Source organism: Streptomyces sp. V4I2, assembly GCF_030817655.1.
Classification (GTDB): domain Bacteria; phylum Actinomycetota; class Actinomycetes; order Streptomycetales; family Streptomycetaceae; genus Streptomyces; species Streptomyces plumbiresistens.
In genome coordinates, this window is record NZ_JAUSZM010000003.1 from 4,497,536 (window position 1) to 4,520,622 (window position 23,087).

The 23,087-nt window shown below is 70.9% G+C and carries 18 protein-coding genes; 8 read left to right on the forward strand and 10 right to left on the reverse strand.

The features are described 5' to 3' along the window. Positions 1–601: 601 nt before the first annotated feature. Together QFZ76_RS21195 and QFZ76_RS21200 are read right to left on the reverse strand one after the other, a co-directional pair. Positions 602–1,267: an HAD family hydrolase gene (locus tag QFZ76_RS21195; protein WP_307675216.1), complete on the reverse strand. Its 666-nt coding sequence runs from the start codon at positions 1,265–1,267 to the stop codon at positions 602–604. A gap of 90 nt (positions 1,268–1,357) precedes the next feature. Then, positions 1,358–1,882 carry a hypothetical protein gene (locus QFZ76_RS21200; RefSeq protein ID WP_307675217.1) on the reverse strand — a complete coding sequence of 175 codons (525 nt, stop codon included), beginning with the start codon at positions 1,880–1,882 and terminating at the stop codon, positions 1,358–1,360. A 336-nt stretch (positions 1,883–2,218) separates the two neighbouring features. Between QFZ76_RS21200 and QFZ76_RS21205 the strand changes: the two genes are divergently transcribed. Next, entirely contained in the window at positions 2,219–2,989 is a 771-nt protein-coding gene (locus tag QFZ76_RS21205; protein WP_307675218.1) for an Rv3235 family protein, read from the forward strand. A gap of 132 nt (positions 2,990–3,121) precedes the next feature. Here the strand turns inward: QFZ76_RS21205 and secA are convergent, their stop codons facing one another. Next, positions 3,122–5,956, reverse strand: coding sequence for a preprotein translocase subunit SecA (secA, locus tag QFZ76_RS21210; RefSeq protein WP_307675219.1), 2,835 nt, complete (start codon positions 5,954–5,956; stop codon positions 3,122–3,124). Positions 5,957–6,221: 265 nt separating this feature from the next. Here secA and QFZ76_RS21215 point away from each other — a divergent pair, with 265 nt between their 5' ends. Beyond that, the gene (locus QFZ76_RS21215; RefSeq protein WP_307675220.1) at positions 6,222–6,800 is read left to right on the forward strand and encodes a GNAT family N-acetyltransferase; all 579 of its coding nucleotides are present in this window, start codon (positions 6,222–6,224) and stop codon (positions 6,798–6,800) included. A 55-nt stretch (positions 6,801–6,855) separates the two neighbouring features. Continuing rightward, positions 6,856–8,040 carry a winged helix-turn-helix domain-containing protein gene (locus QFZ76_RS21220; protein WP_307675221.1) on the forward strand — a complete coding sequence of 395 codons (1,185 nt, stop codon included), beginning with the start codon at positions 6,856–6,858 and terminating at the stop codon, positions 8,038–8,040. Positions 8,041–8,062: 22 nt separating this feature from the next. Here QFZ76_RS21220 and QFZ76_RS21225 read toward each other — a convergent pair whose 3' ends face one another. From QFZ76_RS21225 to mtnA, 7 genes are all read right to left on the reverse strand, one after another. Then, positions 8,063–8,809, reverse strand: a complete 747-nt coding sequence (locus tag QFZ76_RS21225) for a response regulator transcription factor (RefSeq protein ID WP_307675222.1) — start codon at positions 8,807–8,809, stop codon at positions 8,063–8,065. Positions 8,810–9,014: 205 nt separating this feature from the next. Then, a complete protein-coding gene (gene hpf / locus QFZ76_RS21230) occupies positions 9,015–9,707 on the reverse strand; it encodes a ribosome hibernation-promoting factor, HPF/YfiA family (protein WP_307675223.1) in 693 nt (230 codons plus the stop codon). A gap of 311 nt (positions 9,708–10,018) precedes the next feature. Next, a complete protein-coding gene (locus tag QFZ76_RS21235) occupies positions 10,019–11,101 on the reverse strand; it encodes a ComF family protein (protein WP_307675224.1) in 1,083 nt (360 codons plus the stop codon). Between the two features lie 173 nt (positions 11,102–11,274). Next, the gene (locus tag QFZ76_RS21240; RefSeq protein ID WP_307675225.1) at positions 11,275–13,101 is read right to left on the reverse strand and encodes an LpqB family beta-propeller domain-containing protein; all 1,827 of its coding nucleotides are present in this window, start codon (positions 13,099–13,101) and stop codon (positions 11,275–11,277) included. Next, positions 13,091–15,184 carry an MtrAB system histidine kinase MtrB gene (gene mtrB / locus QFZ76_RS21245; protein WP_307675226.1) on the reverse strand — a complete coding sequence of 698 codons (2,094 nt, stop codon included), beginning with the start codon at positions 15,182–15,184 and terminating at the stop codon, positions 13,091–13,093. The genes QFZ76_RS21240 and mtrB overlap by 11 nt, the downstream gene beginning before the upstream one ends. Before the next feature lies 1 nt (position 15,185). Then, positions 15,186–15,875, reverse strand: coding sequence for a two-component system response regulator MtrA (gene mtrA, locus QFZ76_RS21250; RefSeq protein WP_187283109.1), 690 nt, complete (start codon positions 15,873–15,875; stop codon positions 15,186–15,188). Between the two features lie 177 nt (positions 15,876–16,052). Then, positions 16,053–17,201 carry an S-methyl-5-thioribose-1-phosphate isomerase gene (gene mtnA / locus QFZ76_RS21255; RefSeq protein WP_307675227.1) on the reverse strand — a complete coding sequence of 383 codons (1,149 nt, stop codon included), beginning with the start codon at positions 17,199–17,201 and terminating at the stop codon, positions 16,053–16,055. A 140-nt stretch (positions 17,202–17,341) separates the two neighbouring features. Between mtnA and QFZ76_RS21260 the strand changes: the two genes are divergently transcribed. From QFZ76_RS21260 to QFZ76_RS21280, 5 genes are all read left to right on the forward strand, one after another. Next, a complete protein-coding gene (locus QFZ76_RS21260; protein ID WP_307675228.1) occupies positions 17,342–18,703 on the forward strand; it encodes a hypothetical protein in 1,362 nt (453 codons plus the stop codon). Positions 18,704–18,764: 61 nt separating this feature from the next. Continuing rightward, positions 18,765–19,514, forward strand: a complete 750-nt coding sequence (locus QFZ76_RS21265; protein ID WP_307675229.1) for a DUF4129 domain-containing protein — start codon at positions 18,765–18,767, stop codon at positions 19,512–19,514. Beyond that, complete coding sequence (locus tag QFZ76_RS21270) at positions 19,511–20,713, forward strand: DUF4350 domain-containing protein (protein WP_307675230.1); 1,203 nt, start codon at positions 19,511–19,513, stop codon at positions 20,711–20,713. The genes QFZ76_RS21265 and QFZ76_RS21270 overlap by 4 nt, the downstream gene beginning before the upstream one ends. Next, positions 20,713–21,702, forward strand: a complete 990-nt coding sequence (locus tag QFZ76_RS21275) for a MoxR family ATPase (RefSeq protein ID WP_307680087.1) — start codon at positions 20,713–20,715, stop codon at positions 21,700–21,702. Before QFZ76_RS21270 ends, QFZ76_RS21275 begins: the two co-directional genes overlap by 1 nt. After that, the gene (locus QFZ76_RS21280; RefSeq protein ID WP_307675231.1) at positions 21,702–23,012 is read left to right on the forward strand and encodes a DUF58 domain-containing protein; all 1,311 of its coding nucleotides are present in this window, start codon (positions 21,702–21,704) and stop codon (positions 23,010–23,012) included. Before QFZ76_RS21275 ends, QFZ76_RS21280 begins: the two co-directional genes overlap by 1 nt. The last annotated feature ends 75 nt before the right edge of the window (positions 23,013–23,087 follow it).

A 23,087-nucleotide genomic window follows, 5' to 3' on the forward strand; every position in this document is an offset into this window, starting at 1 on the left:
ACCAGCGACCGCCGCCCGGTCACGGAGGTACTCCGTGCTCCCCGGGCGCAAGGCAGGGGCGACGATGCCCCCGCGAACTATCGCGCTGATCACGCCACCAGGCTATCGCTCCTTCCAGGGGGCCCGTCATGAGCCGTATGTGTACAAAACCAGGGCCAGAACTTTGACGTTCTGCACAGGACCACGAACAGCCATCTCATGCAGGGCGCGGCATCCCACCGGGCGGGAGGGTTGATGGTCGCCGCCGGGCGGGAGGGTTGATGGTCGCCGCCGGGGGTGCGGGGTGGGCCCCGCGGGGGTGCAGGGGCGAAGCGCCGCCGGGGTGAAGGGGCGGAGCGCCGCAAGGGACGCAAGCCACACGGCCCTCGCCGGCGCGACAGGACGCAGCCCCGCCAGGGTCCAGGAGCACAGTCCCGCGTGGGGCGCAGGGACGCAGTCCCCGCCGGGGTGCAGGGGCGGAGCCCCTGGCGGGGTCGAAGGGGCGGAGCCCCTGGGGATGGGACGGGTAGGGGCGGCGGGGGCGAAAACACCCCGGCGACACCCCCAGGCGGCAACCACAACCCTGGGCCGACCACCCACCCGACCCCAGCTCACCGCAGCGTCACGCCGCCAACCGCTCCGCCTCCACCACAGCCTCCTCCAACGAATCCACCACCGGCACCCCCACCACCTCAAGGCTCGCCCGCCCATGCGACCCCCCGGTGTACAACACGGCCCGCGCCCCCACATGCAGCGCCGCCACCGCATCATCGGCAGCATCCCCGATCACCACCGTACGACCCGGATCCACCCCCACCAGCGCCCCAAGATGCCGCACCATGTGCTCCGCCTTGCTTCCCCCGGACGGCCCGACCCGCCCGTCAACCCGCAAGAAGTGCGCCTCGATACCGAACCCCCGCACCAAGGGCACCAGCTCGTCATGCACATACATGCTGAGAATCGACTGACTCCGCCCCGCCGACCCCCAGCCGGCAAGCAAGTCCACCGCCCCCGCGGTCAACCCGCACCTCACCCGATGCTCGGCGTAGTACCGATGAAAGGTCTCATCCATGACCTCCCACTCCGCATCGGTCGGCAACCGCCCCATCAACCGCTCATAGAACTTCGGCACCGGCACGCAGTACAACGCCCGGTACCGCTCCATCGTGATCGGCGCCAGCCCCAACTCCGCGAACGCCGCGTTCGTCGCCCCGATGATCGCGTCGTTGTCGTGGAACAGCGTCCCGTTCCAGTCCCAGACAATGTGCGCGCCCGTCTGCTTCCCCATGCCCAAAACGTACCCGCCCCCACTGACAATCAAGAGACGAGCAGGTCACCACAGCCCCCAGTCCCCGGCTCCCCCGCCGCGGAGCCCCCCTCAGCCCCTCTCAGCCCCCATCCCCACCAGATTCGGAATCTCCTGCGTGGCGAACCACAGCAGCTCATGATCCTCGGCCCCGTCCACAACGAACTGCGCGTCGTCGTCCCCACCGTCCGCCGCCGCCAGCGCCCCGGCCGCCGCGGCCACATCCGCCTCCGCGTCAGACGCATCGACATGCACGGACGCCGCCTTGGCCAACGACACGCCCCCGGCAACCCGCACCTCACCGAGCGCCGCAGGATCAAGCGCCCGGTCGGGATCCGAGGTCGCCGCACCGTCGGGCACATCCACCGCGACCACAACCCGCCGCCGCACCGCCCCCGCATCCGCCGCCAGCAACCGCAGTGACCCCAACGCGGCCCGGTTCAGCGCGGCGTACTCCAGTTCCTCGATGTCGTCGGACAGGTACCACTCACGCAACGCCGGCGTGACCGCGTACGCGACGAACGGCCCGCTCCCCAACTCCCCCGTCTTGTACGCCTCGGCGAGCCCGGGAAGGGTCAGGGGGACGTAGACACGCATGGCTCGCCGCTTTCGTGGTCGAAGGCTCCTCGGATCCTCCCGGAGCGAAGGACGTTCGGCGCTTCCCGGAGGGGCCTCCAGGATACGTGCGTGGGGTCCCCTTTCGAGTCCCTGCCCACCCCCCTGAAGTCGTCCACCCGGCGCCCCGGAACTCACCCGGCACACCCCCGCCAAGTCGGGCTTTCCGTACTCCCCGACCACTCTGATAGGTGAACATTCCGGCCACCCCGGCGAGGACCCCGGCCGCCTTGCCGCCGCGGTCCACCACCCCGTACAAGATCCCCAAGCACGAAGTTACTGCCCGGTACCACCCGGGCCGATCGAGCGGGGACACCGATGAACAAGGTCATGACGAGGGCGAACCACCACCCCGGCGCCCGCCCGCCGGGCCGCCGCGACCCGCGCCGCCCGGGCGGCACACCACCCCGCACGCCCGGCGGCGGCACGCCCCGCACGACCACACCCGAAGGCCGCCCGCCAGGCTCACCGGCCACCACCGCACCCCCCACCCGCACCAGCCCGCCCGACAACCGCCCCCCGACCCCTGGCAGGACCGCAGGAAGGCCCACCACGGCCCCACACAGTCCAGCCACCTCCCCCGCCTCCCCCAGTGCCCTCAGCACCCGCACAGGCGCCCCCACAAGGCCCTCCGCCCCCAGGCCCGGCACAACCACGACCACCACCCCCACCACACCCCCACGCCCAGCCACACCCCCACGCCCAGCCACAGCCGCCCGACCGGCCCCGGCCGCCCTCATCCCCCAGCCCCGACCCACCGACCTCTTCGCCGACCGCCTCCTCGCCGTCCTCAGCGGCCGCCGCCCCGTCCACTGGATGCTCCGGTACACCGCGGGCCGCGCCTACGACGAACTGGCCTGGCTCGCCGAACGCGGCCCTCTGCGCACCACGCGCGGCACCCTCCCCGTCGTCCGCGACATCGGCTACTTCGAACCCCGCCCCGGCGCCATCGAGGCCTTCGCCCGCATCGGGGCCGGCGACCGGCTGCGCGCGCTGGCCTTCCGCCTGGAGCAGGGCCGGGACCTGCGCTGGCGCTGCACGGCCGTGGAAGTGGGCGGCCCGCGCAGGCCGAGCACGGACGACGACTGATCCCGCCAGGCACCGTGCCCGTCCGAACGACCACCCAGCCCAGCCACATACCAAAGGGCCGGGCCACCCCAAGGTGACCCGGCCCTTCAAGCCGCTACCGCGCCCCAGACAGAGGCACAGACACAGACCTCATCACTTCTTACGACGCCGCCCGCCACGCGACTGCTTGCGCCGCTCCGCGCGCGTGAGGCCGTCGGACTCCGAGCGAACCGGCTCGTCGTCATCGGCGAAGTCACCCTCGATGACACCGCCCTCGCCGTCCACGGTCGGCGCGGAGAAGTGCAGCTCGCGGCGCTGCGGGACATCGAGCCCCTTGGCGCGGATCTCGGGGCGCGCCTGCGCCGGCACCGCGTCCTGCTTGTCGAGCGACGGCTTGGTGTCCTCGACCGGGACCTCCTCGACCTGCTGCTCGACCTGGACCTCCAGGTTGAACAGGTAGCCGACGGACTCCTCCTTGATGCCCTCCATCATGGCGGTGAACATGTCGAAGCCCTCGCGCTGGTACTCGACCAGCGGGTCCTTCTGCGCCATCGCGCGCAGGCCGATGCCCTCCTGGAGGTAGTCCATCTCGTAGAGGTGCTCGCGCCACTTGCGGTCCAGGACCGACAGCACGACCCGGCGCTCCAGCTCACGCATGATCTCGGAGCCGAGCTGCTCCTCGCGCGCCGCGTACTGGTCGTGGATGTCGTCCTTGATGGACTCGGCGATGAACTCGGCGGTCAGACCGGCCCGGTCGCCGGCCGCCTCCTCCAGCTCCTCGACGGTGACCTTCACCGGGTAGAGCTGCTTGAACGCGCCCCACAGCCGGTCGAGGTCCCAGTCCTCCGGGAAGCCCTCGGCGGTCTCCGCGGTGACGTACTCGTCGATGGTGTCGTCCATGAAGTGCTGGACCTGCTCGTGCAGGTCCTCGCCCTCCAGGACGCGGCGGCGCTCGCCGTAGATGACCTCGCGCTGCCGGTTGAGGACCTCGTCGTACTTCAGGACGTTCTTACGGGTCTCGAAGTTCTGCTGCTCGACCTGCGACTGCGCGGACGCGATCGCGCGTGTGACCATCTTGTTCTCGATCGGCACGTCGTCCGGGACGTTCGCCATCGACATCACGCGCTCGACCATCTGGGCCTTGAACAGGCGCATCAGGTCGTCGCCCAGGGAGAGGTAGAAGCGGGACTCGCCCGGGTCGCCCTGGCGGCCGGAACGACCGCGCAGCTGGTTGTCGATACGACGCGACTCGTGTCGCTCGGTGCCGAGCACGTAGAGCCCGCCGAGGTCCTTGACCTCCTCGAACTCCGCCTTGACGGCCTTCTCGGCCCGCTCCAGGGCGGCCGGGAGGGCCGCGGCCCACTCCTCGATGTGCTCCTCGGGGTCGAGGCCGCGCTGGCGCAGCTCCGCCTCGGCGAGGTCGTCGGGGTTGCCGCCGAGCTTGATGTCGGTACCACGGCCGGCCATGTTGGTGGCGACGGTGACGGCGCCCTTGCGGCCGGCCTGGGCGATGATCGGGGCCTCACGGTCGTGCTGCTTCGCGTTCAGCACCTCGTGCTGGACGCCGCGCTTGGAGAGCTGCTGCGAGAGGTACTCGGACTTCTCGACCGACGTCGTACCGACGAGGATCGGCTGGCCCTTCTCGTGCTTCTCGACGATGTCGTCGACGACCGCCTCGAACTTCGCGACCTCGGTGCGGTAGATCAGGTCCGACTGGTCCTTGCGGACCATCGGCCGGTTGGTCGGGATCGGGACGACGCCGAGCTTGTAGATCTGGTGGAACTCGGCGGCCTCGGTCATCGCCGTACCCGTCATGCCGCAGAGGCCGGGCTGTTCCTTGCCGTTGTGGTCGTGGCGCTTGTAGAGGCGGAAGAAGTTCTGGAGGGTGATCGTGGCGAGCGTCTGGTTCTCGTCCTTGATGTCCACCCCTTCCTTCGCCTCGATCGCCTGGTGCATGCCCTCGTTGTAACGGCGGCCGGCGAGAATACGGCCGGTGTGCTCGTCGACGATCATGACCTCGCCGTCGATGACGACGTAGTCCTTGTCCGCCTTGAAGAGCTCCTTGGCCTTGATGGCGTTGTTCAGGTAGCCCACGAGGGGGGTGTTCACCGACTCGTAGAGGTTGTCGATGCCCAGCCAGTCCTCGACCTTGCTGACGCCGGACTCGTGGATGGCGACCGTGCGCTTCTTCTCGTCGACCTCGTAGTCGCCGGTCTCCTCGATGCCCTTGAGCGGGTTGCCCGGCTCGCCCCTCTTCAGCCGGGTGACCAGCTTGGCGAAGTCGCCGTACCACTTGGTGGCCTGGTCGGCCGGGCCGGAGATGATCAGCGGCGTACGGGCCTCGTCGACCAGGATCGAGTCGACCTCGTCGACGATGGCGAAGTTGTGGCCGCGCTGGACGAGCTCGTCCTTGGACCACGCCATGTTGTCGCGCAGGTAGTCGAAGCCGAACTCGTTGTTCGTGCCGTAGGTGATGTCGCACGCGTACTGCGCGCGGCGCTGGGCCGGCGTCATGTTGGCGAGGATGCAGCCGACGTTCAGGCCCAGGAACTTGTGGACGCGGCCCATCATCTCGGAGTCGCGCTCGGCCAGGTAGTCGTTGACCGTGATCAGGTGGACGCCTTGTCCGGAGAGGGCGTTCAGATAAGCGGGCAGCGTGCCGACCAGGGTCTTGCCCTCACCGGTCTTCATCTCGGCGACATAGCCGAGGTGGAGGGCGGCGCCGCCCATCATCTGGACGTCGTAATGACGCTGTCCGAGGACGCGCTTGGCGGCCTCGCGTACGGTCGCGAATGCTTCGGGAAGCAGGTCGTCCAGGGTCTCACCATCGGCATAGCGCTGCTTGTACTCATCGGTGAGGGCCCGCAGCTCGGCGTCGGAGAGGTCGACGAAGTCCTCTTCGATGGAGTTGACCTGGTCCGCGATGCGGTGCAGCTTGCGCAGGATCTTGCCTTCGCCTGCACGCATGATCTTGGAGAGGACGGACACGGGGGTTGGTCTCCTTGCCGGTCGGGCCTGGGACGGTCGGTTTCCATTGGACTACTGAGCAACGGCCATCGTATGCGAGGACCCCGCCACGCCGGGAGGCCTGCCGCGACGGTGACCGCCCACTGCTTCACATCTCTTCAAAAGGACAACGGCCGGGCCCCGCGGATGGTGCCGCGCCGCTCTGACGAATTGCGCGAATTGTGATCACCCGCTCACGCACGGCAAAGAGATGGTGCCTTTGCGCGACCCCGAGCAGAATCGGCCGATGGACCCCGTCACGCTCACCACCGACCGCCTCCTGCTGCGCGCGGTCGGGCCGCAGGACACCGACGCCGTGTACGCGGCCGTCCAGGACCCCGACATCCGGCGCTGGACCACGATCCCCGCGCCCTATCTCCCCGAACACGCCCGGAGCTTCACCGAGCAACTCGTCCACGAGGGCTGGGCGGACGGCTCGATGCTCACCTGGGGCATCTTCCTCCCCGAAGGGGAGGACCTGGCGGGCATGCTCAGTCTCACGATGCGCTCCCTGAGCGCGGCGGAGATCGGTTTCTGGGGCACGAAGGAACACCGCGGCAACGGCTACGTCACCGAGGCCGCCCGCACCGCCTCCCACTGGGCCTTCACCCAGTTGTCGATCGACCGCGTGGAATGGCGCGCGGAAGTCGGCAACGAGCCCTCCCGCGCGGTGGCGGAACGCGTCGGCTTCACCTGTGAGGGCATCCTGCGCTCCGCGATCGTCCACCAGGGCGTACGACGGGACAGCTGGGTGGGTTCGCTGCTGCCCTCGGACCTCGGCCTGCCGTCGACGGCGCCCTACCTGCCGGCGCCTTCCCGGTCGTAGCAGAGAAGTCGCAGCTCAGCGCCGGTTGTCAGTGCCACCCCCTATCGTGCGGCTCATGACGACCCCGCGCCCGGACACCACCCTTTCGGCAGACGAGGCCCGCCGCATCGCCCTGCGGGCCCAAGGCTTCCTAGGCGCCCCGGACCGCCGCTCAGGCGTCCGCGGCATCCTCCGCCATCTGGGCGCGGTCCAACTCGACACCATCTCGGTCCTCGCCCGCTCCCACGAACTCATCCCGTACGCCCGCCTCGGCGCCGTGGGCCGCAAGACGGTCGAGAACGCGTACTGGAGCACCTCCTCGGCCAGCCCCCACGCCTTCGAGTACTGGTCCCACGCCGCCTGCATCCTCCCCATCGAGGAGTGGCCCCACTTCGCCTTCCGCCGCCGCGCCTACCGCAACCGCCCCCACTGGAACCACACCCTCCCCGACGGCGCCTACGACCAGGTCATCAAGCAGCTCCGCACCGAAGGCCCCCTCACCGCCACGGATCTGGGCGGCGCGAAGAAGACCAGCGAGTGGTGGGACTGGTCCGGCACGAAGGTGGCCGTCGAGCGGGCCCTCATGTACGGCGAGGTGGTGTGCGTCGAGCGCCGCGGCTGGAAGCGCGTGTACGACCTCGCCGAACGCGCAGTCCCGGAGACCCTGCTGCACGACGATCTGGACGACACCGAGTGCCTGCGCCGTCTGGTCCGCCTCGCCGGCCAGTCCCTGGGCGTCGCCACGCGCGCGGACATCGCCGACTACCACCGCCTCAAGGCCGAGCAGGTCGACGCGGTGATCGCCGACTCCGGCCTGGTCCCGGTCACGGTCGAGGGCTGGGGCAGGCCGACCTGGGCCGACCCGGCGGCCCTGGAGACACCTCCGCGCGGCCGCCACCGCACCACCCTGCTGTCCCCCTTCGACTCCCTCGTCTGGGAACGGGCGCGCACGGAGCGGATCTTCGGCTTCACGCACCGCCTGGAGGCCTACGTCCCCAAGCCGAAGCGGGTGTACGGCTATTTCGCGATGCCGGTGCTGGCCGGCGGCCATCTGGTCGGCCGCGTGGACCCGGCCCGCGAGGGCAGCACCCTGGTCGCCCGGCAGGTCACCCTGGACGGCCCGAAGGCGGTCCCGGCGGTCGCACAGGCCCTGATCGAGGCAGCGAGCTGGGTGAACTGCACGAACGTACGAGTGGAACGGGTGGACGCACCGGACCTGCGCGAGCCCCTCGCGAGGGAACTCACCCGCGCGACCCTCTGATCCGGGCCTCTGATCCGCTTCTTTACCGGATTTCGAGGATCTTCTCGCGCATCGCGTACACCACCGCCTCCATCCTGGAGTGCAACTGCAGCTTCTCCAGGATGTTGCGCACATGGTTCTTCACGGTGTTCTCGGAGATGAACAGCTCCTTGGCGATATCCCGGTTGTTCATCCCCGTGGCGACCAGTTTCAGTACCTCCAGCTCACGCTCCGTGAGCCGCGGCGCGGGCACCAGACGGCGCTCGTCGGTCCGCTGGATCATCGACTTGAACTCGGTGAGCAGTTTCGACGCCATGGAAGGACTGATCTGCGACTGCCCGTCGGCCACCGCGCGAATGGCGGTGGCCACCTCGTCCGTGGAGATCTCCTTGAGGAGATATCCGGTCGCGCCCGCCTTGATCGCTTCGTAGAGGTCGGCCTCCTCGTCGCTGATCGTCAGCATGATGATCTTGGCGCTGGGGGCGACCTCCTTGATGGAGGTGCAGGCCTCGATCCCACCGCGCTTGGGCATCCGTACGTCCATCAGCACGATGTCCGGCAGCAGGTCGGCGGCCTTGTCGACGGCCTCCGCGCCGTCCCCGGCCTCTCCCACGACCTGGATGTCCTCCTCGGCCGCCAGGACGATCTCCAGGCCGCGGCGGAAGAGAGCGTGGTCGTCCACGACCAGGACACGGATCGGCTCCTTGCGTGGAGAGCCCGCGTCCGAGCCCGTGGCGACGACGCCGTCTGCGGCGTCCTCGTCCTGCATCGGTCCGAAGCTGTCCGCCATCGTTCCTCCCCCTGAAGGCTGTGGCCTGTGGTTCTGTGCCATCGCCAACCCAAGGCAACGGCCCAGCGGTTGGGCCGGTGCGGCCATGATTTCATGCCCGGACGACACTGCGGTGACGAGCGGGGCGCGAAGTGGTCGCACACGGGTGCCCCTGGGGGCGCACACACGCGCACCAGGGGCACCGGCTCAGCTGTCGGCCGGGTGATCAGCCGCCCAACATGCCACCCGCCGCGGGGCCTTGCGTCTGGGTGACCATCGGGTCCGTGCTGAGGTGGATGACGCCGTAGTCGTAGGCGTGCCGCCGGTAGACGACACTCGGCTCCTTCGTCTCGGAGTCGATGAACAGGTAGAAGTCGTGCCCGACCAGCTCCATCTCGTAGAGAGCCTGGTCGAGGGACATCGGGGAGGCGACGTGGGTCTTCTCACGGACGACGAGGGGGCCTTCACCCTTCACCTCAAGAGAGCCGATCTTCTTGGTCGGCACGCTCTCCGGCTCTTCCTCGTGGGCGGTGTGGCCGTTCCCGTTGAGCGTCGCCGCGCCCGGAACGTGGTCGGCGACCTCGGCCGCCGTCAGCCGCCGCGCGCCTCGGCGTGTGTGGCGCTTGTCGTGCTGCTTGCGCAGCCGGGCATCCAGCTTCTCCGCCGCCAGGTCGAGTGCCGCGTACGGGTCGCTGGCTGCCGCTTCCGCCCGGATCACCGGACCGCGGGAGTGGAGCGTGATCTCCACTCGGTCACTGCGGTCGGCCTGTCGGGGGTTGGGCTCCTTGGACACCTCGACGTCGAGGCTGATCACCTTGCCATCGAGCTTCTGGATCTTCTCCAGCTTCAGCTTCTCGGCCACGTGCTTGCGGAACCGCTCGGGCACCTCGGTCTTGCGGCCCTTGACGACGATGTCCACGCAGAACTCCGTTCCCGGATCGCTCCGCTTCGCTGCGGAGCGTCTCCCTTTTGCACCAGGCTCCGGTGAGCCCCGGAACCTCGGACTCGGTGACTTCCACCTCCTCCCCCGCGGGCAAGATCTCCACTCCACCGGTGTGGGTGATAGTGAAAAACCCACGGCACGGCATTCGGATTCGAGAGGTGTGGCCTGCGCCTTTCTCTCACAACCGAACATATCTCGCCTGGACGGATGTCGTCACCCTCTACCGCGGCATACCTCCGTTCAGGTGAATAGACCCTCTCATTACCTGCAACGATGCAAGTTCGCAGTCAGTTCCGGTTTATTTCGAAAGAATCCGGTGTGGCTGCGACCACGGCCGCGCAGATCGCGTCACCGTCACCGCCGACGCCCGCCATTCCCGACGGGACGGCCACCCGGCCCGTCTCCTCCTCCGTCGCACCGCCCATCCGTTCCCCTCTGCCTTCCCTACGTACCGTGCCGTACACCGCCGTTGCACCCTCTCCACACACATCCGCCCCACTCACCACGACCGCTCGGGCACCCGCGGCGCCGCCACCTGGCACCGTCTGCTCCGCCATTGCCGTCTGCTCCGCCATTGCCGCCCGCACCGCACGCGCCGCCTCCGCCAAGGACGCGCCCGTGGTCATCAGGTCGTCGACAAGCACGACCCGACCACCGGACAGGAGCCGTCCGCCCCCGGGAACCACCACCAGCGCACCGGCGAGATTCTCCAGCCGCTGCCGGTGGTTGAGCCCCGCCTGGTCGGCCACGGCACGGCTCTGCCGCAGCACGGACACCACCCGCGCCGGCGTCCCCGCCCGCCGCAGCTCCCCGGCCGCCGCCAGCGCGATCCGCCGCGCAGGATCATGCCCCCGCGCCCGAACCACCCGCCGCGAGGACGGCACCGGAACCAGCATCACGACGCCGCCGCCTCTCCCCACAGCCCCCTGACCACCACCAGCCCCGTCGACCAGCCCTCGCGCCTCCCGAAGCCCGGCACCGTCGGCCGGTCCCCGGGCTTCCCGAAGCCCGGCACCGTCGGCCGGCCCCCGGGCTTCCCGAAGCCCGGGGACGACCCCGTCAGCGGGCCTCCCAGCCACCCGCAGCCCCGCCCGCACAGCCCCCGCCAGAGCCGTACCGAGCGGTGCCGCCAGCGCCAGCGCACCCCGCTCCTTGTGGGCCAGCAGCACGGCCCGTACCTCGTCCGCGTACCGGGCCACCGCGTGCACGACCGGCAGGCCCGGCGGCTCCGGCACCGGTCGCACCCGGCGCGGTACGGCCCCGCTCAGGACGGCACGGCACTCCGGACACAGCACCGTGCGAGGCCTCCCGCAGCCTCCGCACTCGGCCGGCAGCACCAGGTCGGTGAGGTCCTGCCACCACCTCCGCATGGCCACCACTGTGCCAACGCCGACCTCCCGCTGCCACCCCTGTGGACAACTCCCTGTGGATAACTCGAGGAGCCCGCGCACACAGCGAAGCGACCGCCCCCGCCGGAGTCGACCCCGGCAGCAGCGGCCGCCCACCTACCCCGCAGGAGCCCGCAGCCCCCGCAGACCGACACTCACCCCGGATACACCGGCGCCGTCCCGTCCGTGTCCACCTTCTGCCACTGCGTCCCGGACGGCAGCCGTACGATCCCGTCCTCCGAGAACGCCACCAACGGCAACCGGTCGTCCTCGGACGCGGCGATCTCCTTCACGCCCGTCAGAGCCGCAGGCGCGGACCCCTCCGGCGTGGAGCCGTCGACCTGGACGTACCGCATCTGCTGCACGCCACCCTGCTCGCGCCCGGCCACCACGAGCCGGCTGTCACCGGCCCACGACATGGTCGTGAGCTCCTCCATCTCCGGGGTCGCGGACCGCAGTTCCTGGACCGACGGCGCGTCCTCGGCCTTCTCGCCCCGCTCGATCCGCCCGATGAACAGGGACTGCTTGCCGTCCTTCTCCACGACGAGCGCGATCCGCACCCCGTCGGCGGCCACCCGGACGTCCTTGATGCGCCCGTCCAGCCCCGGCATGTCCACCGTCAGCGGCTCGCCCGCGCCCTCCTTCAGCAACAGCAGCCGCGGGTTGCCGGGATCGCGGTCGGCCACCCACAGGTCGCCCTCCGCGTCCCAACTGGGCGCTGTCAGCCGGTCGTTCGCCGTGGCACCCCGGCTGGTCAGCACGGGCTCGCCGAGCGATCCGCCCGACACGAGCGAGCCGACGTACAGCGCCTTGCCGTCGATACCGACCCCGGCCGCGCTGTGCTCGTCGCGCGACACGGCGACCGACCGCAGCTCCTTGTCGCCTTCGCCCAGCGCTCCCGGCACCGGATCCGGCTTCGTACTGTCGTTGCCCGCCGGCAGCCGTACCAGCCGGTGCTCGCCGTCGACGAAGTACAGGTACGCGGGACTGCGCGCCGAGCCGCGCGCGGCGACCGTGTCGGACCCGTCCTCGGGGAGCGAGCACAACTGCTTTCCGCCCGCCTGCAGTTCGACCTCGTCCACCGCGGGGGTGAGGTTCTGCAGGGTGAACAGAAGCTGGGCCGCCATCTCGTCGCACTTGACCGAATCGACCCGCGCCGCCCGGTCGTTGAGCGGCACGGTCAACTTGCCCTGGTCGTCCGGCGTCAGCGAGGTGACGCCGTCCTTCAGCTTCGTGCCGGTGGGGAAACTGGACCTGACGACGCGATCGAGCCAGCTCGTCGGCCCGGTGAGCAGGGAACGCACCATCTGCGCCATGGGATCCACGCGCTCACGCACGTACACGGGATCGGCGACGGCCACCGTCTCCGGACTCGTTCCGGACGTCGTGTTCGAGGCGAAGTAGTACTTGTCGACGGACGTGTAGTTGCGCTGGAAGTCCGACTTCCCCATGACGACGCCCTGCGGCAGCCCGTCGATGCGCCACTGCTTGCTCTTCTGATCCTGCGTCAGGTACGCCGTCTGGCTGTACTTCCCCTCCGCGGGCGCGTACGACTGCTGCGCGTCCACGGTGGCGACCCGGTCGCCGGTGAGCGGATACGAGACGATGTCCGCGTCCTCCCGGTCCGCGGCCTGCTCGGCCCCGACGGTCACGCCGTCCGCGAGCACCGTGGTGGACAGCTCCGGATGCCACTTCTTCGCGGCCTCGGGCGTCAGGTACTTCTTCGCCGTCTCATAGTGCGGATCGTCGCTGGTCAGTGCCTCCAGGAAGCCCTGGACGATGTCCGAGGCGGACGCGTCCTCCTGGGGCGGCATCGCGAACACCCGCACCTGTGTGTCCTGACGCGGCGTGGACTCGACGCCCCGCAGATCCCCGCCGTCGGGCATGGACGCACACCCCGCCAGCAGTACGACACCACAAGCGGCGTACACCGCCGCGCGCCCCGGCGTGCGCCGGGCGCCCCCCTCGCGGTCAGCGCCCACGAAATGCCTCCCCCTGCTCGTACGAGCCCTCCGACGCGGCGTCCGGCCGGCTCACGGCCTCACTCCGTGCCTCGTCGGCCTCGCTGTGCTCCGGCCCGGCTCCCGCGGGCGCTTCGTCGTGCCGCCGCCCTCCCGAAGCGGGCCGGGGCACCACGCGCGCGCCGTTGCCGGGCAGCGCCGTCGGGTCGGCCGTGGGCGTCGCTGCGGACGGCCGGGTCGCGATCGGTCCCCGCGACGGCCCCTGGTCGCCCTTCGGCTGCGCCGGCACGGTGGCGGTCTTCTCCCCACCGCCACGCGGCAGACCGGCGTCGTCGAGGCCGCGATGGCGCCGCGAGTCCTTGGGTTCCAGCGGTATCGGCGAGCCCCGCAGCGGTTCGTCCGCGGTCCGCGGCAGCGTCAGCCGGAACTGCGAGCCGCCACCCGGCTCGCCCCACGCCTGCAGCCAGCCGCCGTGCAGCCGCGCGTCCTCCAGGGCGATGGACAGCCCCAGGCCCGTACCACCCGTGGTACGCGCGCGTGCCGGGTCCGCCCGCCAGAAGCGGCTGAAGACGCGGGTCGCCTCGCCGGGCTTGAGCCCGACACCGTAGTCGCGCACTGCGATCGCCACCGCCCCGCCCGCCGCGGCGAGCTTGACGACGACGTCCTTGCCCTCGCCGTGCTCCACGGCGTTGACCACGAGGTTGCGCAGCACCCGCTCCACCCGCCGGGCGTCCGCCTCGGCCACGACGGGCTGCTGGTCGCCCACGACGCGGATCTGCGTGCCCTTGCGCTCGGCGAGCGGTTCGGCCCCGCTGACGACCCGCCGTACGACCTCGCGCAGGTCGATCGGCTCCGCCTCCAGGGCCGCCGCGCCCGCGTCGAAGCGGCTGATCTCCAGCAGGTCCGCGAGCAGCGTCTCGAACCGGTCCAACTGGTCGGCGAGCAACTCGGCCGACCGGGCGGTCACCGGATCGAAGTCCACGCGCGCGTCGTGGATGACATCGGCCGCCATCCGCACGGTCGTCAGCGGCGTCCGCAGCTCGTGCGACACGTCCGACACGAACCGCCGCTGCATCCGCGACAGGTCCTCCAGCTGCTGGATCTTCAACTGCAGATTTTGCGCCATCTTGTTGAAGGCCTCGCCCAGCCGCGCGATGTCGTCCTCGCCGGTGACCTTCATCCGCTCCTGAAGCCGCCCGGCGGACAGCCGCTCGGCGATCCCCGCCGCCATCCGCACCGGGGTGACGACCTGCCGCACCACGAGCCAGGCGATGGCCCCGAGGAGTACGACGACGAAGAGGCCGGCCGTCGCAAGGGTCCCCTTGACCAGGCTCAGCGACTTCTCCTCCTGAGTGAGCGGGAAAAGGTAGTACAGCTGGTACGGATCGCTGTTCGGGTCGTTGACCTGCTTGCCGATGACGAGGGCCGGCTGGGACTCCTTGTCGGCGTCGTAGACGATCCGGGTGTAGCTCTGGAACGCCGCTGTACTGTTGTCGATCCGCTCGCGCAGGGCCTCGGGCACGCTGGACGACGCGACGACGTTGCCGGAGGCGCGCGGCCCGCGCCCGCCGCCGCTGTCGTTGCCGGCCGGGAGCGTCACCACGTCGAAGGCGCCCTGGCCACCGCTGGACAGGGACTCCACCAGGTCGCTCATCCACTGGATGACGTTCTGTGCGGGGCGGCCGTCCACCGTGGTGGCCTCGTCGCCGGTGCCGCTCCCCGCCTCCTCGGCCTTCTGCTTGGCCACCGCGAACCCGCCGGTGGCCTGGCTCTGCGAGGCCTTCACCTTGGCGTCCAGCAGGCCGTTGCGCACCTGTCCGATGACGACGAAACCGAGCAGCAGAACAACACCCAGGGACATCAGCAGGGTCGTGACGACGACCTTGAGCTGGATGTTGCGCCGCCACAAGCGCATGACGGGCAGCAGCGGCCGGCGCACCCAGCGCATGAAGAGGCGCAGAACCGGGCTGCCCTGGACGCCGCCCTGCAGCAACCCGCCCTCGAGGAAGCGACCCCAGCGGGAGCCTGCCGCCTTCCGGCCGACAGGCCGCCCCGCGCCGGCCCCGGACCTGCCCGGCGCCGAAGCGGCACTGTCTTCGGACATGTCAGCTCGGTCCGGCCTTGTAACCGACGCCACGGACGGTCACCACGATCTCCGGCCGCTCCGGGTCCTTCTCGACCTTGGAGCGCAGCCGCTGCACATGCACGTTGACCAGGCGGGTGTCGGCCGCGTGCCGGTAGCCCCACACCTGCTCGAGGAGCACCTCACGCGTGAACACCTGCCACGGCTTGCGCGCGAGCGCCACGAGCAGGTCGAACTCCAGCGGCGTCAGCGCGATCGACTGCCCGTCCCGCTTCACGGAGTGCCCGGCCACGTCGATGACCAGATCACCGATGGCGAGCTGCTCGGGCGCCGGCTCCTCGGACCTCCTGAGCCGCGCCCGGATCCGGGCCACGAGCTCCTTCGGCTTGAACGGCTTCACGATGTAGTCGTCGGCGCCCGATTCCAGGCCCACGACGACGTCGACGGTGTCGCTCTTCGCCGTGAGCATCACGATCGGCACCCCGGACTCCGCCCGGATCAGACGGCACACCTCGATACCGTCCCGCCCGGGCAGCATCAGATCCAGCAGCACCAGATCAGGCTTCGCCTCACGGAAAGCAGCCAGCGCCTTGTCGCCGTCGGCTACGAAAGACGGCTCAAAACCTTCACCACGCAGCACAATGCCGAGCATCTCGGCCAGTGCGGTGTCGTCGTCGACGACAAGGACTCGTCCCTTCATAAACGACATCATCCCATTCTTGTAACAGTGACCGGGGCGCTGGTGAGAGAGGTCACTGGCCTGTGACGATAGTCGTACGAAGTGACTACTGTCTGCCCTCGCCGACCGGTGTCGATGTCCCGAGGATGTCAGCCCGGGCCGGACGCGGCAGCCAAGGGTGCCACGCCCGCCAAGCCCGGGCAGATCCCCTCAGCCGGTCGTCACCTGCCGCGACCTCGCACACACCTCCGCGAGCGCCTCGGCCGTCACCGGTGAAACTACGCCCTCCTCGGTGACGATCGCCGTCACCAGCTCGGGCGGCGTCACATCGAAGGCCGGGTTGTACGCCTGGGTCCCCAGCGGCGCCACCGGAACCCCGCCACCCGCCTCGGCTCCCGCCACCGGCACCTGGGGCGCTGTGACCTCGGTCACCTCATGCCCAGGACGCTGCTCTACCTCGATCGACGCCCCGTCCGGCGTGTCCGGATCCACCGTCGTCACCGGCGCCACCACGATGAACGGCACATGGTGGTACCGCGCCAGCACCGCGAGCGGATAGCTCCCCACCTTGTTCGCCACCGACCCGTCGGCCGCGATGCGGTCCGCCCCGATCAGCACCGCGTCCACCTCCCCGGCCGCGAACAGCGAACCCGCCGCGTTGTCGGTCAGCAAGGTGTACGCCATACCGCTGCGCGCCGCCTCGTACGCCGTCAGCCGGGCCCCCTGCAGCAACGGCCGCGTCTCGTCCACCCACAGCCGCTGCAGCTGCCCTGCCCGGTGCGCCGCGAGCGCCACCGCGAACGCCGTCCCCTCACCACCCGACACCAGCGAACCGGTGTTGCAGTGGGTCAGGATCCGGTGCCCGCCGCCGGGCAGCAGCTCGTCCAGCAGCGCCAGCCCACGCTCGGCCATCCTGCCGCTGGCCTCGGCATCCTCCTGATGCAGCCTGCGCGCCGCGGCCAGCGCCGCCTCGGCGGCCTGCCGGACATCACCGCCCTTGGCGAGCCCCGCCCGGTACGCGGACTGGGCCCTGCGCACCCCGAGGGCAAGGTTCACCGCCGTGGGGCGGGCCCCCGCCAGCGCGTCCGCCGCGTCGTCCACGTCGAACCCACGCACGGCGGCGAGCGCGACGCCGTACGCCCCCGCGATGCCGAGCAGCGGTGCCCCGCGCACGGCGAGTGAACGGATCGCCTCCACCAGCGCCGGCGCATCCGTACAGACGAGTTCGACCTCCTCGGCCGGCAGCCTCGTCTGGTCGAGGAGCACCAGTACGGGCCCCTCGGGTGGCTCTTCCCAACGGAGCGCCGGTATCTCGGTCGGCCTGCTGTCCTCGCCGGTTTGCGCGTACTGATCAGCCATGCGGTCAGTCTGCCCGTTATCCGGCGGACAATTGAAGGTGGCCGGCCCATACCGCGGCTGGTCCGTCGACGACCACCCCATGGCACGATGGCTGCCAACCTGCCGCCGCGACCGCGGACGGGCACCGTGAAGGAGCGACGATGAAGGACACTCCGGGCTGGGCCTCGCCCGGATCCGCCCCCTCCGACGGGCACGAGTCCGGCCCCGCCGACCGGCCTGACGCCGCGAACCCCGCGGAGCAGCCGGGAACGGACCCGCAGGACCCCGGCTCGAAGTGGTCCAAGGACCAGCCACCGGCCGGCCAGTGGTCCGCGCCCACCGGTCAGCCGGCCCCTGGCCAGGCACCGCCGCCCCCACCGCCCGGCCCGGGCTGGGGCGCCCCACCCCCCACCGCCCCTGGCGGACCTGGGGGCTACGGCACTCCCGGCGGATACGGCGGCCCTCCCGGCGGCGGAAACGGCGGCTGGGGCGGCGGCTACGGCCCTCCCGGCGGATACCGCGGCTGGGGCGGCCCCCCGCCCGCTGCCAAGCCCGGCGTGATCCCGCTCCGCCCCCTCGGCGTCGGCGAGATCCTCGACGGCGCGGTCTCCACCATGCGCACCTACTGGCGCACGGTCCTGGGCATCTCGCTGACCGTCGCGGTCATCACAGAGATCGTCGTCATCCTGCTCCAGGGCTTCGTCCTCAACGACACCACCGACGCCGAGGCCCTCAACGACCCGAGCGCCACACTCGGCGAAGTGACCCGCGCCATGGGCGACGCCATGCTCGGCAGCGCCGTCGTCTTCGCGATCTCCCTGATCGGCACGGTCATGGCGACCGCCCTGCTCACCACCGTCACCAGCCGCGCGGTGCTCGGCCGCCCCGTCACCACCGGCGAAGCCTGGCGCGACGCCCGCCCCCAGGTGATGAAGCTGCTGGGCCTGATCCTCCTGCTGATGGTCATCGCCGCCGGAATCGTCCTCGTGGGCGTGCTCCCCGGCATCCTCGTGGCCGTCTCCGGCGCGACCGGGCCAGGCACGGCGCTCGCTGTCGTCGGCGGCCTCGGCGCCGGCGTCGTGGCCGTGTGGCTGATGATGCGCTTCTCCCTGGCCTCGCCGGCGCTGATGCTCGAGAAGCAAGGCATCGTGAAGTCGATGAGCCGCTCCGCGAAGCTGGTCCGCGGTTCCTGGTGGCGGGTGTTCGGCATCCAGCTCCTCGCGGGGATCATCGCGAACATCATGGCGGCGATCGTGGTCCTGCCCTTCACCTTCCTCGCCGCCGCGTTCAGCGGTGACGGCGTCACCGGCTTCATGGAGGGCACCGGCGACCTCGGCTGGACCTTCCTCATCATCAGCGGGATCGGCTCGGTGATCGGCTCCATGATCACGTTCCCGATCACGGCCGGCGTCACCGTGCTCCTCTACATCGACCAGCGCATCCGCCGTGAGGCCCTCGACCTCGACCTGGCCCGCGCCGCAGGCGTCCAGGGCTACGGCACCACCCCCGCCCCCGGGAGCTGATGCGGTGATCCTGGCGGGGGGAGTTCTCACAGCGGTACCGGCACTGCCGAACGCCGCCGACATGGCCGTACGCGCATCGGTCCGGGCCGTGCTGCACGCCGACCGCACATCCGCGCTGTCACTCGTCCGCTCCGACGACGAACCACCGCTGACGATCCCCCGCGACCCCGCGCGCGAGGCGGCCCGACGCGAGCTGTCCAAGCGGATGTACCACGAGAACGACCCCAGCTGGTTCCAGCGCGCCCTGAACGCCTTCTGGGACTGGGTCGACAAGCTGTTCAACACCGCCTCGGCCGCGACCCCCGGCGGAGCGCTCGGCCTGGTGGTCGTCATCGTGGCTGTCCTCACGGTCCTGGGCGCCCTCTGGTGGCGCCTGGGCACCCCGCGCCGCGAACCCGTCTCCTCCGCCGCCCTGTTCGACGACCGCCCCCGCAGCGCCGCCGAACACCGCGCGGCCGCCGAGGCCCACGCGGCCCAGGGCCACTGGAGCCAGGCCGTCCAGGAGCGGATGCGTGCCATCGTCCGCTCCCTGGAGGAACGCGCCCTGCTCGACGCCCGCCCCGGCCGCACCGCCGACGAGGCAGCCGCCGAGGCGGGCCGCACCCTGCCCTCGCAGGCAGACCGACTGCGCGCCGCCGCCCGGGACTTCGACGACGTGACATACGGCGGACGAACGGCGACCGAGCAGTCGTACCACCGCCTCGCCGAACTCGACCGCGACCTGGAACGCACCAAGCCCCAACTAGCGAGCAGCAGCCCGAGCACGGCCCAGAGCGCGGTCCACGACACCCGCCAGGGAGCCGCCGAATGACCACCGAGGCCACGCTCCCGTCCACCTCGGCCTCGCCCACCGCACGCCAGGTGTGGACCCGGACGCGAGGCGTCGTCCTCGCCCTCGTGCTCCTCCTGGTGGCGGCCGTCGCGATCGCCGTCATCCGCTCCGACTCCCAGCACGGCACGCTCGACCCACGCTCCGTCGACCAGTACGGCAGCCGCGCCGTCGCCGAACTCCTCGCCGACCGAGGCGTCTCCACGCGTGTGGTCACCTCCCTCGCCGAGGCCGAGGCCGCGGCCGGCCCGGACACCACCCTGCTGGTAGCCGTCCCCGACCTCCTGACGCACGGCCAACAGAGCCAACTGCGCTCCGGGACCGCCGACTCCGGCGGCCGCACACTCCTCGTCGCCCCCGGCAGCTCGTCCGTCGAGCGACTGGCCCCCGGCGTCGTCGCCAACCCCGCCACCAGCCTCGACTCGACGCTCTCCCCTGACTGCGCCCTGCCCGCCGCCCGACGTGCGGGCACCGCCGACACGGGCGGCATCCGCTACACCGCCACCCGGCCCGACGCCGACGAGTGCTACCCCAGCAACCGCCTGGCCACCCTGGTGCGGGTCCCGGACAGGTCCGGGGACGGCGACACCGTCGTACTCGGCGCGCCCGACATCCTCTACAACGACACCCTCGACGAGCAGGGCAACGCCTCGCTCGCCCTCCAACTCCTCGGGTCCCGCCCCCATCTGGTCTGGTACCTCCCCTCGCTCTCCGACACCGCCGCCACCGACCCGGACGACGAAAAGGGCTTCTTCGACCTGCTCCCGTCGGGCTGGCTCTGGGGCACACTGCAGCTCTTCATCGCCGCGGTCCTCGCCGCCCTCTGGCGGGCACGCCGACTCGGCCCCCTGGTGCCCGAAAATCTCCCCGTGGCGATCCGCGCCTCCGAAACCGTCGAAGGCCGCGCCCGCCTCTACCGCAAGGCCAACGCCCGCGACCGCGCGGCCGCCGCTCTTCGCTCCACCACCCGCACCCGCCTCGCCCCCCTCGTAGGCGTCCCCGTCACTCAGGCACACGCGCCCGAAGCCCTGCTTCCCGCCTTGTCCGCCCACCTCCACAGCCCTGGAGACGGACAGGCCATGCACGCTCTCCTCTTCGGCCCGCCGCCCGGCGACGACACGGCCCTCATCTCCCTCGCCGACCAACTCGACGCCCTCGAAAGAGAGGTACGCCGTCCATGATGGACCCGACCACTGACAACGCCGTGCACGCCGGGGATCCGGGCAACGCCCGAGCCGCCCTGGAAGCCCTGCGCGCCGAAATCGCCAAGGCCGTGGTCGGCCAGGACCCCGCCGTGACCGGCCTCGTCGTCGCCCTCCTCTGCCGCGGACACGTTCTCCTCGAAGGAGTCCCTGGAGTCGCCAAAACGTTGCTCGTCCGCGCCCTCGCATCCGCTCTCGAACTCGACACCAAGCGCGTCCAGTTCACTCCCGACCTGATGCCGAGCGACGTCACGGGCTCCCTGGTCTACGACAGCCGCAGCGCCGAGTTCTCCTTCCAGCCCGGCCCGGTCTTCACCAACCTCCTCCTGGCCGACGAGATCAACCGCACCCCGCCCAAGACCCAGTCGTCCCTCCTCGAAGCCATGGAGGAACGCCAGGTCACGGTCGACGGCACCCCGCGCCCGCTCCCCGACCCGTTCCTGGTCGCCGCGACCCAGAACCCGGTCGAGTACGAGGGCACCTACCCCCTCCCCGAAGCGCAGCTGGACCGTTTCCTCCTCAAGCTGACGATCCCGCTCCCGTCCCGCCAGGACGAGATCAACGTCCTCACCCGTCACGCCGAGGGCTTCAACCCGCGCGACCTGCACGCCGCCGGCCTACGCCCCGTCGCGGGCCCGGCCGACCTGGAAGCCGCTCGCGCCGCGGTCGCCAAGACGACGATCTCCCCGGAAATCACCGCCTACGTAGTCGACATCTGCCGAGCCACCCGCGAATCGCCGTCCCTCACCCTCGGCGTCTCTCCGCGCGGCGCGACGGCCCTGCTCGCCACGGCCCGCGCCTGGGCCTGGCTGACCGGCCGCGACTACGTCACCCCCGACGACGTGAAAGCGCTCGCCCTCCCCACCCTCCGCCACCGCGTACAACTCCGCCCGGAGGCCGAAATGGAAGGCGTGACGGCCGACTCCGTCATCAACGCGATCCTCACCCACGTCCCTGTCCCCCGCTGATGGCACTCACCGGACGCGCCGCACTCCTCGCGGCCCTGGGCTCCCTCCCGGTCGGCATCTGGGACCCGGGCTGGACAGGCATCCTCGCGGTCAACGCCCCCCTGGCCGTCGCCTGCGCCTGCGACTTCGCACTCGCAGCACCCGTACGACGCCTCGGCCTGACCCGCTCGGGCGACACATCGGTCCGCCTGGGCGACACCGCCGACGTCACCCTCACCATCACCAACCCGACCCGCCGCCCTCTCCGCGCCCACCTGCGCGACGCCTGGCCCCCCAGCACCTGGCTGCCCGGCACAGAGGTAGCGGCCTCCCGCCACCGTCTGACAGTCCCGGCAGGCGAACGCCGCCGAGTGACCACCCGTCTACGACCGACCCGCCGCGGCGACCGCCAGTCCGACCGCGTCACGATCCGCTCGTACGGCCCCCTGGGCCTCCTCTCCCGCCAGGGCACCCACACGGTCCCCTGGACGGTACGCGTCCTGCCCCCGTTCACCAGCAGAAAGCACCTGCCCTCGAAACTGGCCCGCCTCCGCGAACTGGACGGCCGCACCAGCGTGCTCACTCGTGGCGAGGGCACGGAATTCGACAGCCTGCGCGAGTACGTCCCCGGCGACGACACCCGCTCCATCGACTGGCGCGCCACAGCCCGCCAGACCACGGTCGCCGTACGCACCTGGCGCCCCGAACGCGACCGCCACATCCTCCTGGTCCTGGACACCGGACGCACCTCGGCCGGCCGCGTCGGCGACGCCCCACGCCTGGACGCCTCCATGGACGCGGCACTGCTCCTGGCTGCCCTGGCATCCCGCGCCGGCGACAGAGTCGACCTGCTCGCATACGACCGTCGCGTACGCGCCCTCGTCCAGGGCCGCACGGCAGGCGACGTGCTCCCGTCCCTGGTCAACGCCATGGCAACGCTGGAACCCGAGCTCGTCGAAACGGACGCCCGAAGCCTTACGGCAACGGCACTCAGGTCGGCTCCTCGCCGTTCCCTGATCGTCCTGCTCACGACCCTCGACGCGGCCCCGGTCGAGGAGGGCCTGCTGCCCGTCCTTTCCCAGCTCACCCAACGCCACACGATCCTGCTGGCATCGGTGGCGGACCCGCACATCGCCGGCATGGCCACAGCCCGCGGCAACACCGAGTCCGTCTACGAGGCCGCAGCCGCCGCCCAGGCCCAGGCGGAACGCCATCGCACCGCGGAACAACTCCGCCGCCATGGCGTCACCGTCGTCGACGCCACGCCTGATGACCTTGCCCCCGCACTGGCGGACGCATATCTGGCACTGAAGGCCGCAGGACGCCTGTGACCTGTTGCCGGCATATCGCCGGAGGGGGCCCCAGCCCCTAAATGACCCGGAAAAACAGGAAACCCCCGTGCCGAT

Bases quoted from the DNA above. Each gene is read 5' to 3' on its own strand.
- mtrB (WP_307675226.1), bottom strand. From the start codon at position 15,184: ATGTCCGAAGACAGTGCCGCTTCGGCGCCGGGCAGGTCCGGGGCCGGC.
- mtnA (WP_307675227.1), bottom strand. From the start codon at position 17,201: ATGGCTGATCAGTACGCGCAAACCGGCGAGGACAGCAGGCCGACCGAG.
- QFZ76_RS21195 (WP_307675216.1), bottom strand. From the start codon at position 1,267: ATGGGGAAGCAGACGGGCGCGCACATTGTCTGGGACTGGAACGGGACG.
- QFZ76_RS21265 (WP_307675229.1), top strand. From the start codon at position 18,765: ATGGCCGTACGCGCATCGGTCCGGGCCGTGCTGCACGCCGACCGCACA.
- QFZ76_RS21225 (WP_307675222.1), bottom strand. From the start codon at position 8,809: ATGGCGGACAGCTTCGGACCGATGCAGGACGAGGACGCCGCAGACGGC.
- QFZ76_RS21280 (WP_307675231.1), top strand. From the start codon at position 21,702: ATGGCACTCACCGGACGCGCCGCACTCCTCGCGGCCCTGGGCTCCCTC.
- mtrA (WP_187283109.1), bottom strand. From the start codon at position 15,875: ATGATGTCGTTTATGAAGGGACGAGTCCTTGTCGTCGACGACGACACC.
- QFZ76_RS21215 (WP_307675220.1), top strand. From the start codon at position 6,222: ATGGACCCCGTCACGCTCACCACCGACCGCCTCCTGCTGCGCGCGGTC.
- QFZ76_RS21205 (WP_307675218.1), top strand. From the start codon at position 2,219: ATGAACAAGGTCATGACGAGGGCGAACCACCACCCCGGCGCCCGCCCG.
- QFZ76_RS21260 (WP_307675228.1), top strand. From the start codon at position 17,342: ATGAAGGACACTCCGGGCTGGGCCTCGCCCGGATCCGCCCCCTCCGAC.
- QFZ76_RS21235 (WP_307675224.1), bottom strand. From the start codon at position 11,101: ATGCGGAGGTGGTGGCAGGACCTCACCGACCTGGTGCTGCCGGCCGAG.
- QFZ76_RS21275 (WP_307680087.1), top strand. From the start codon at position 20,713: ATGGACCCGACCACTGACAACGCCGTGCACGCCGGGGATCCGGGCAAC.
- QFZ76_RS21220 (WP_307675221.1), top strand. From the start codon at position 6,856: ATGACGACCCCGCGCCCGGACACCACCCTTTCGGCAGACGAGGCCCGC.
- QFZ76_RS21270 (WP_307675230.1), top strand. From the start codon at position 19,511: ATGACCACCGAGGCCACGCTCCCGTCCACCTCGGCCTCGCCCACCGCA.
- QFZ76_RS21200 (WP_307675217.1), bottom strand. From the start codon at position 1,882: ATGCGTGTCTACGTCCCCCTGACCCTTCCCGGGCTCGCCGAGGCGTAC.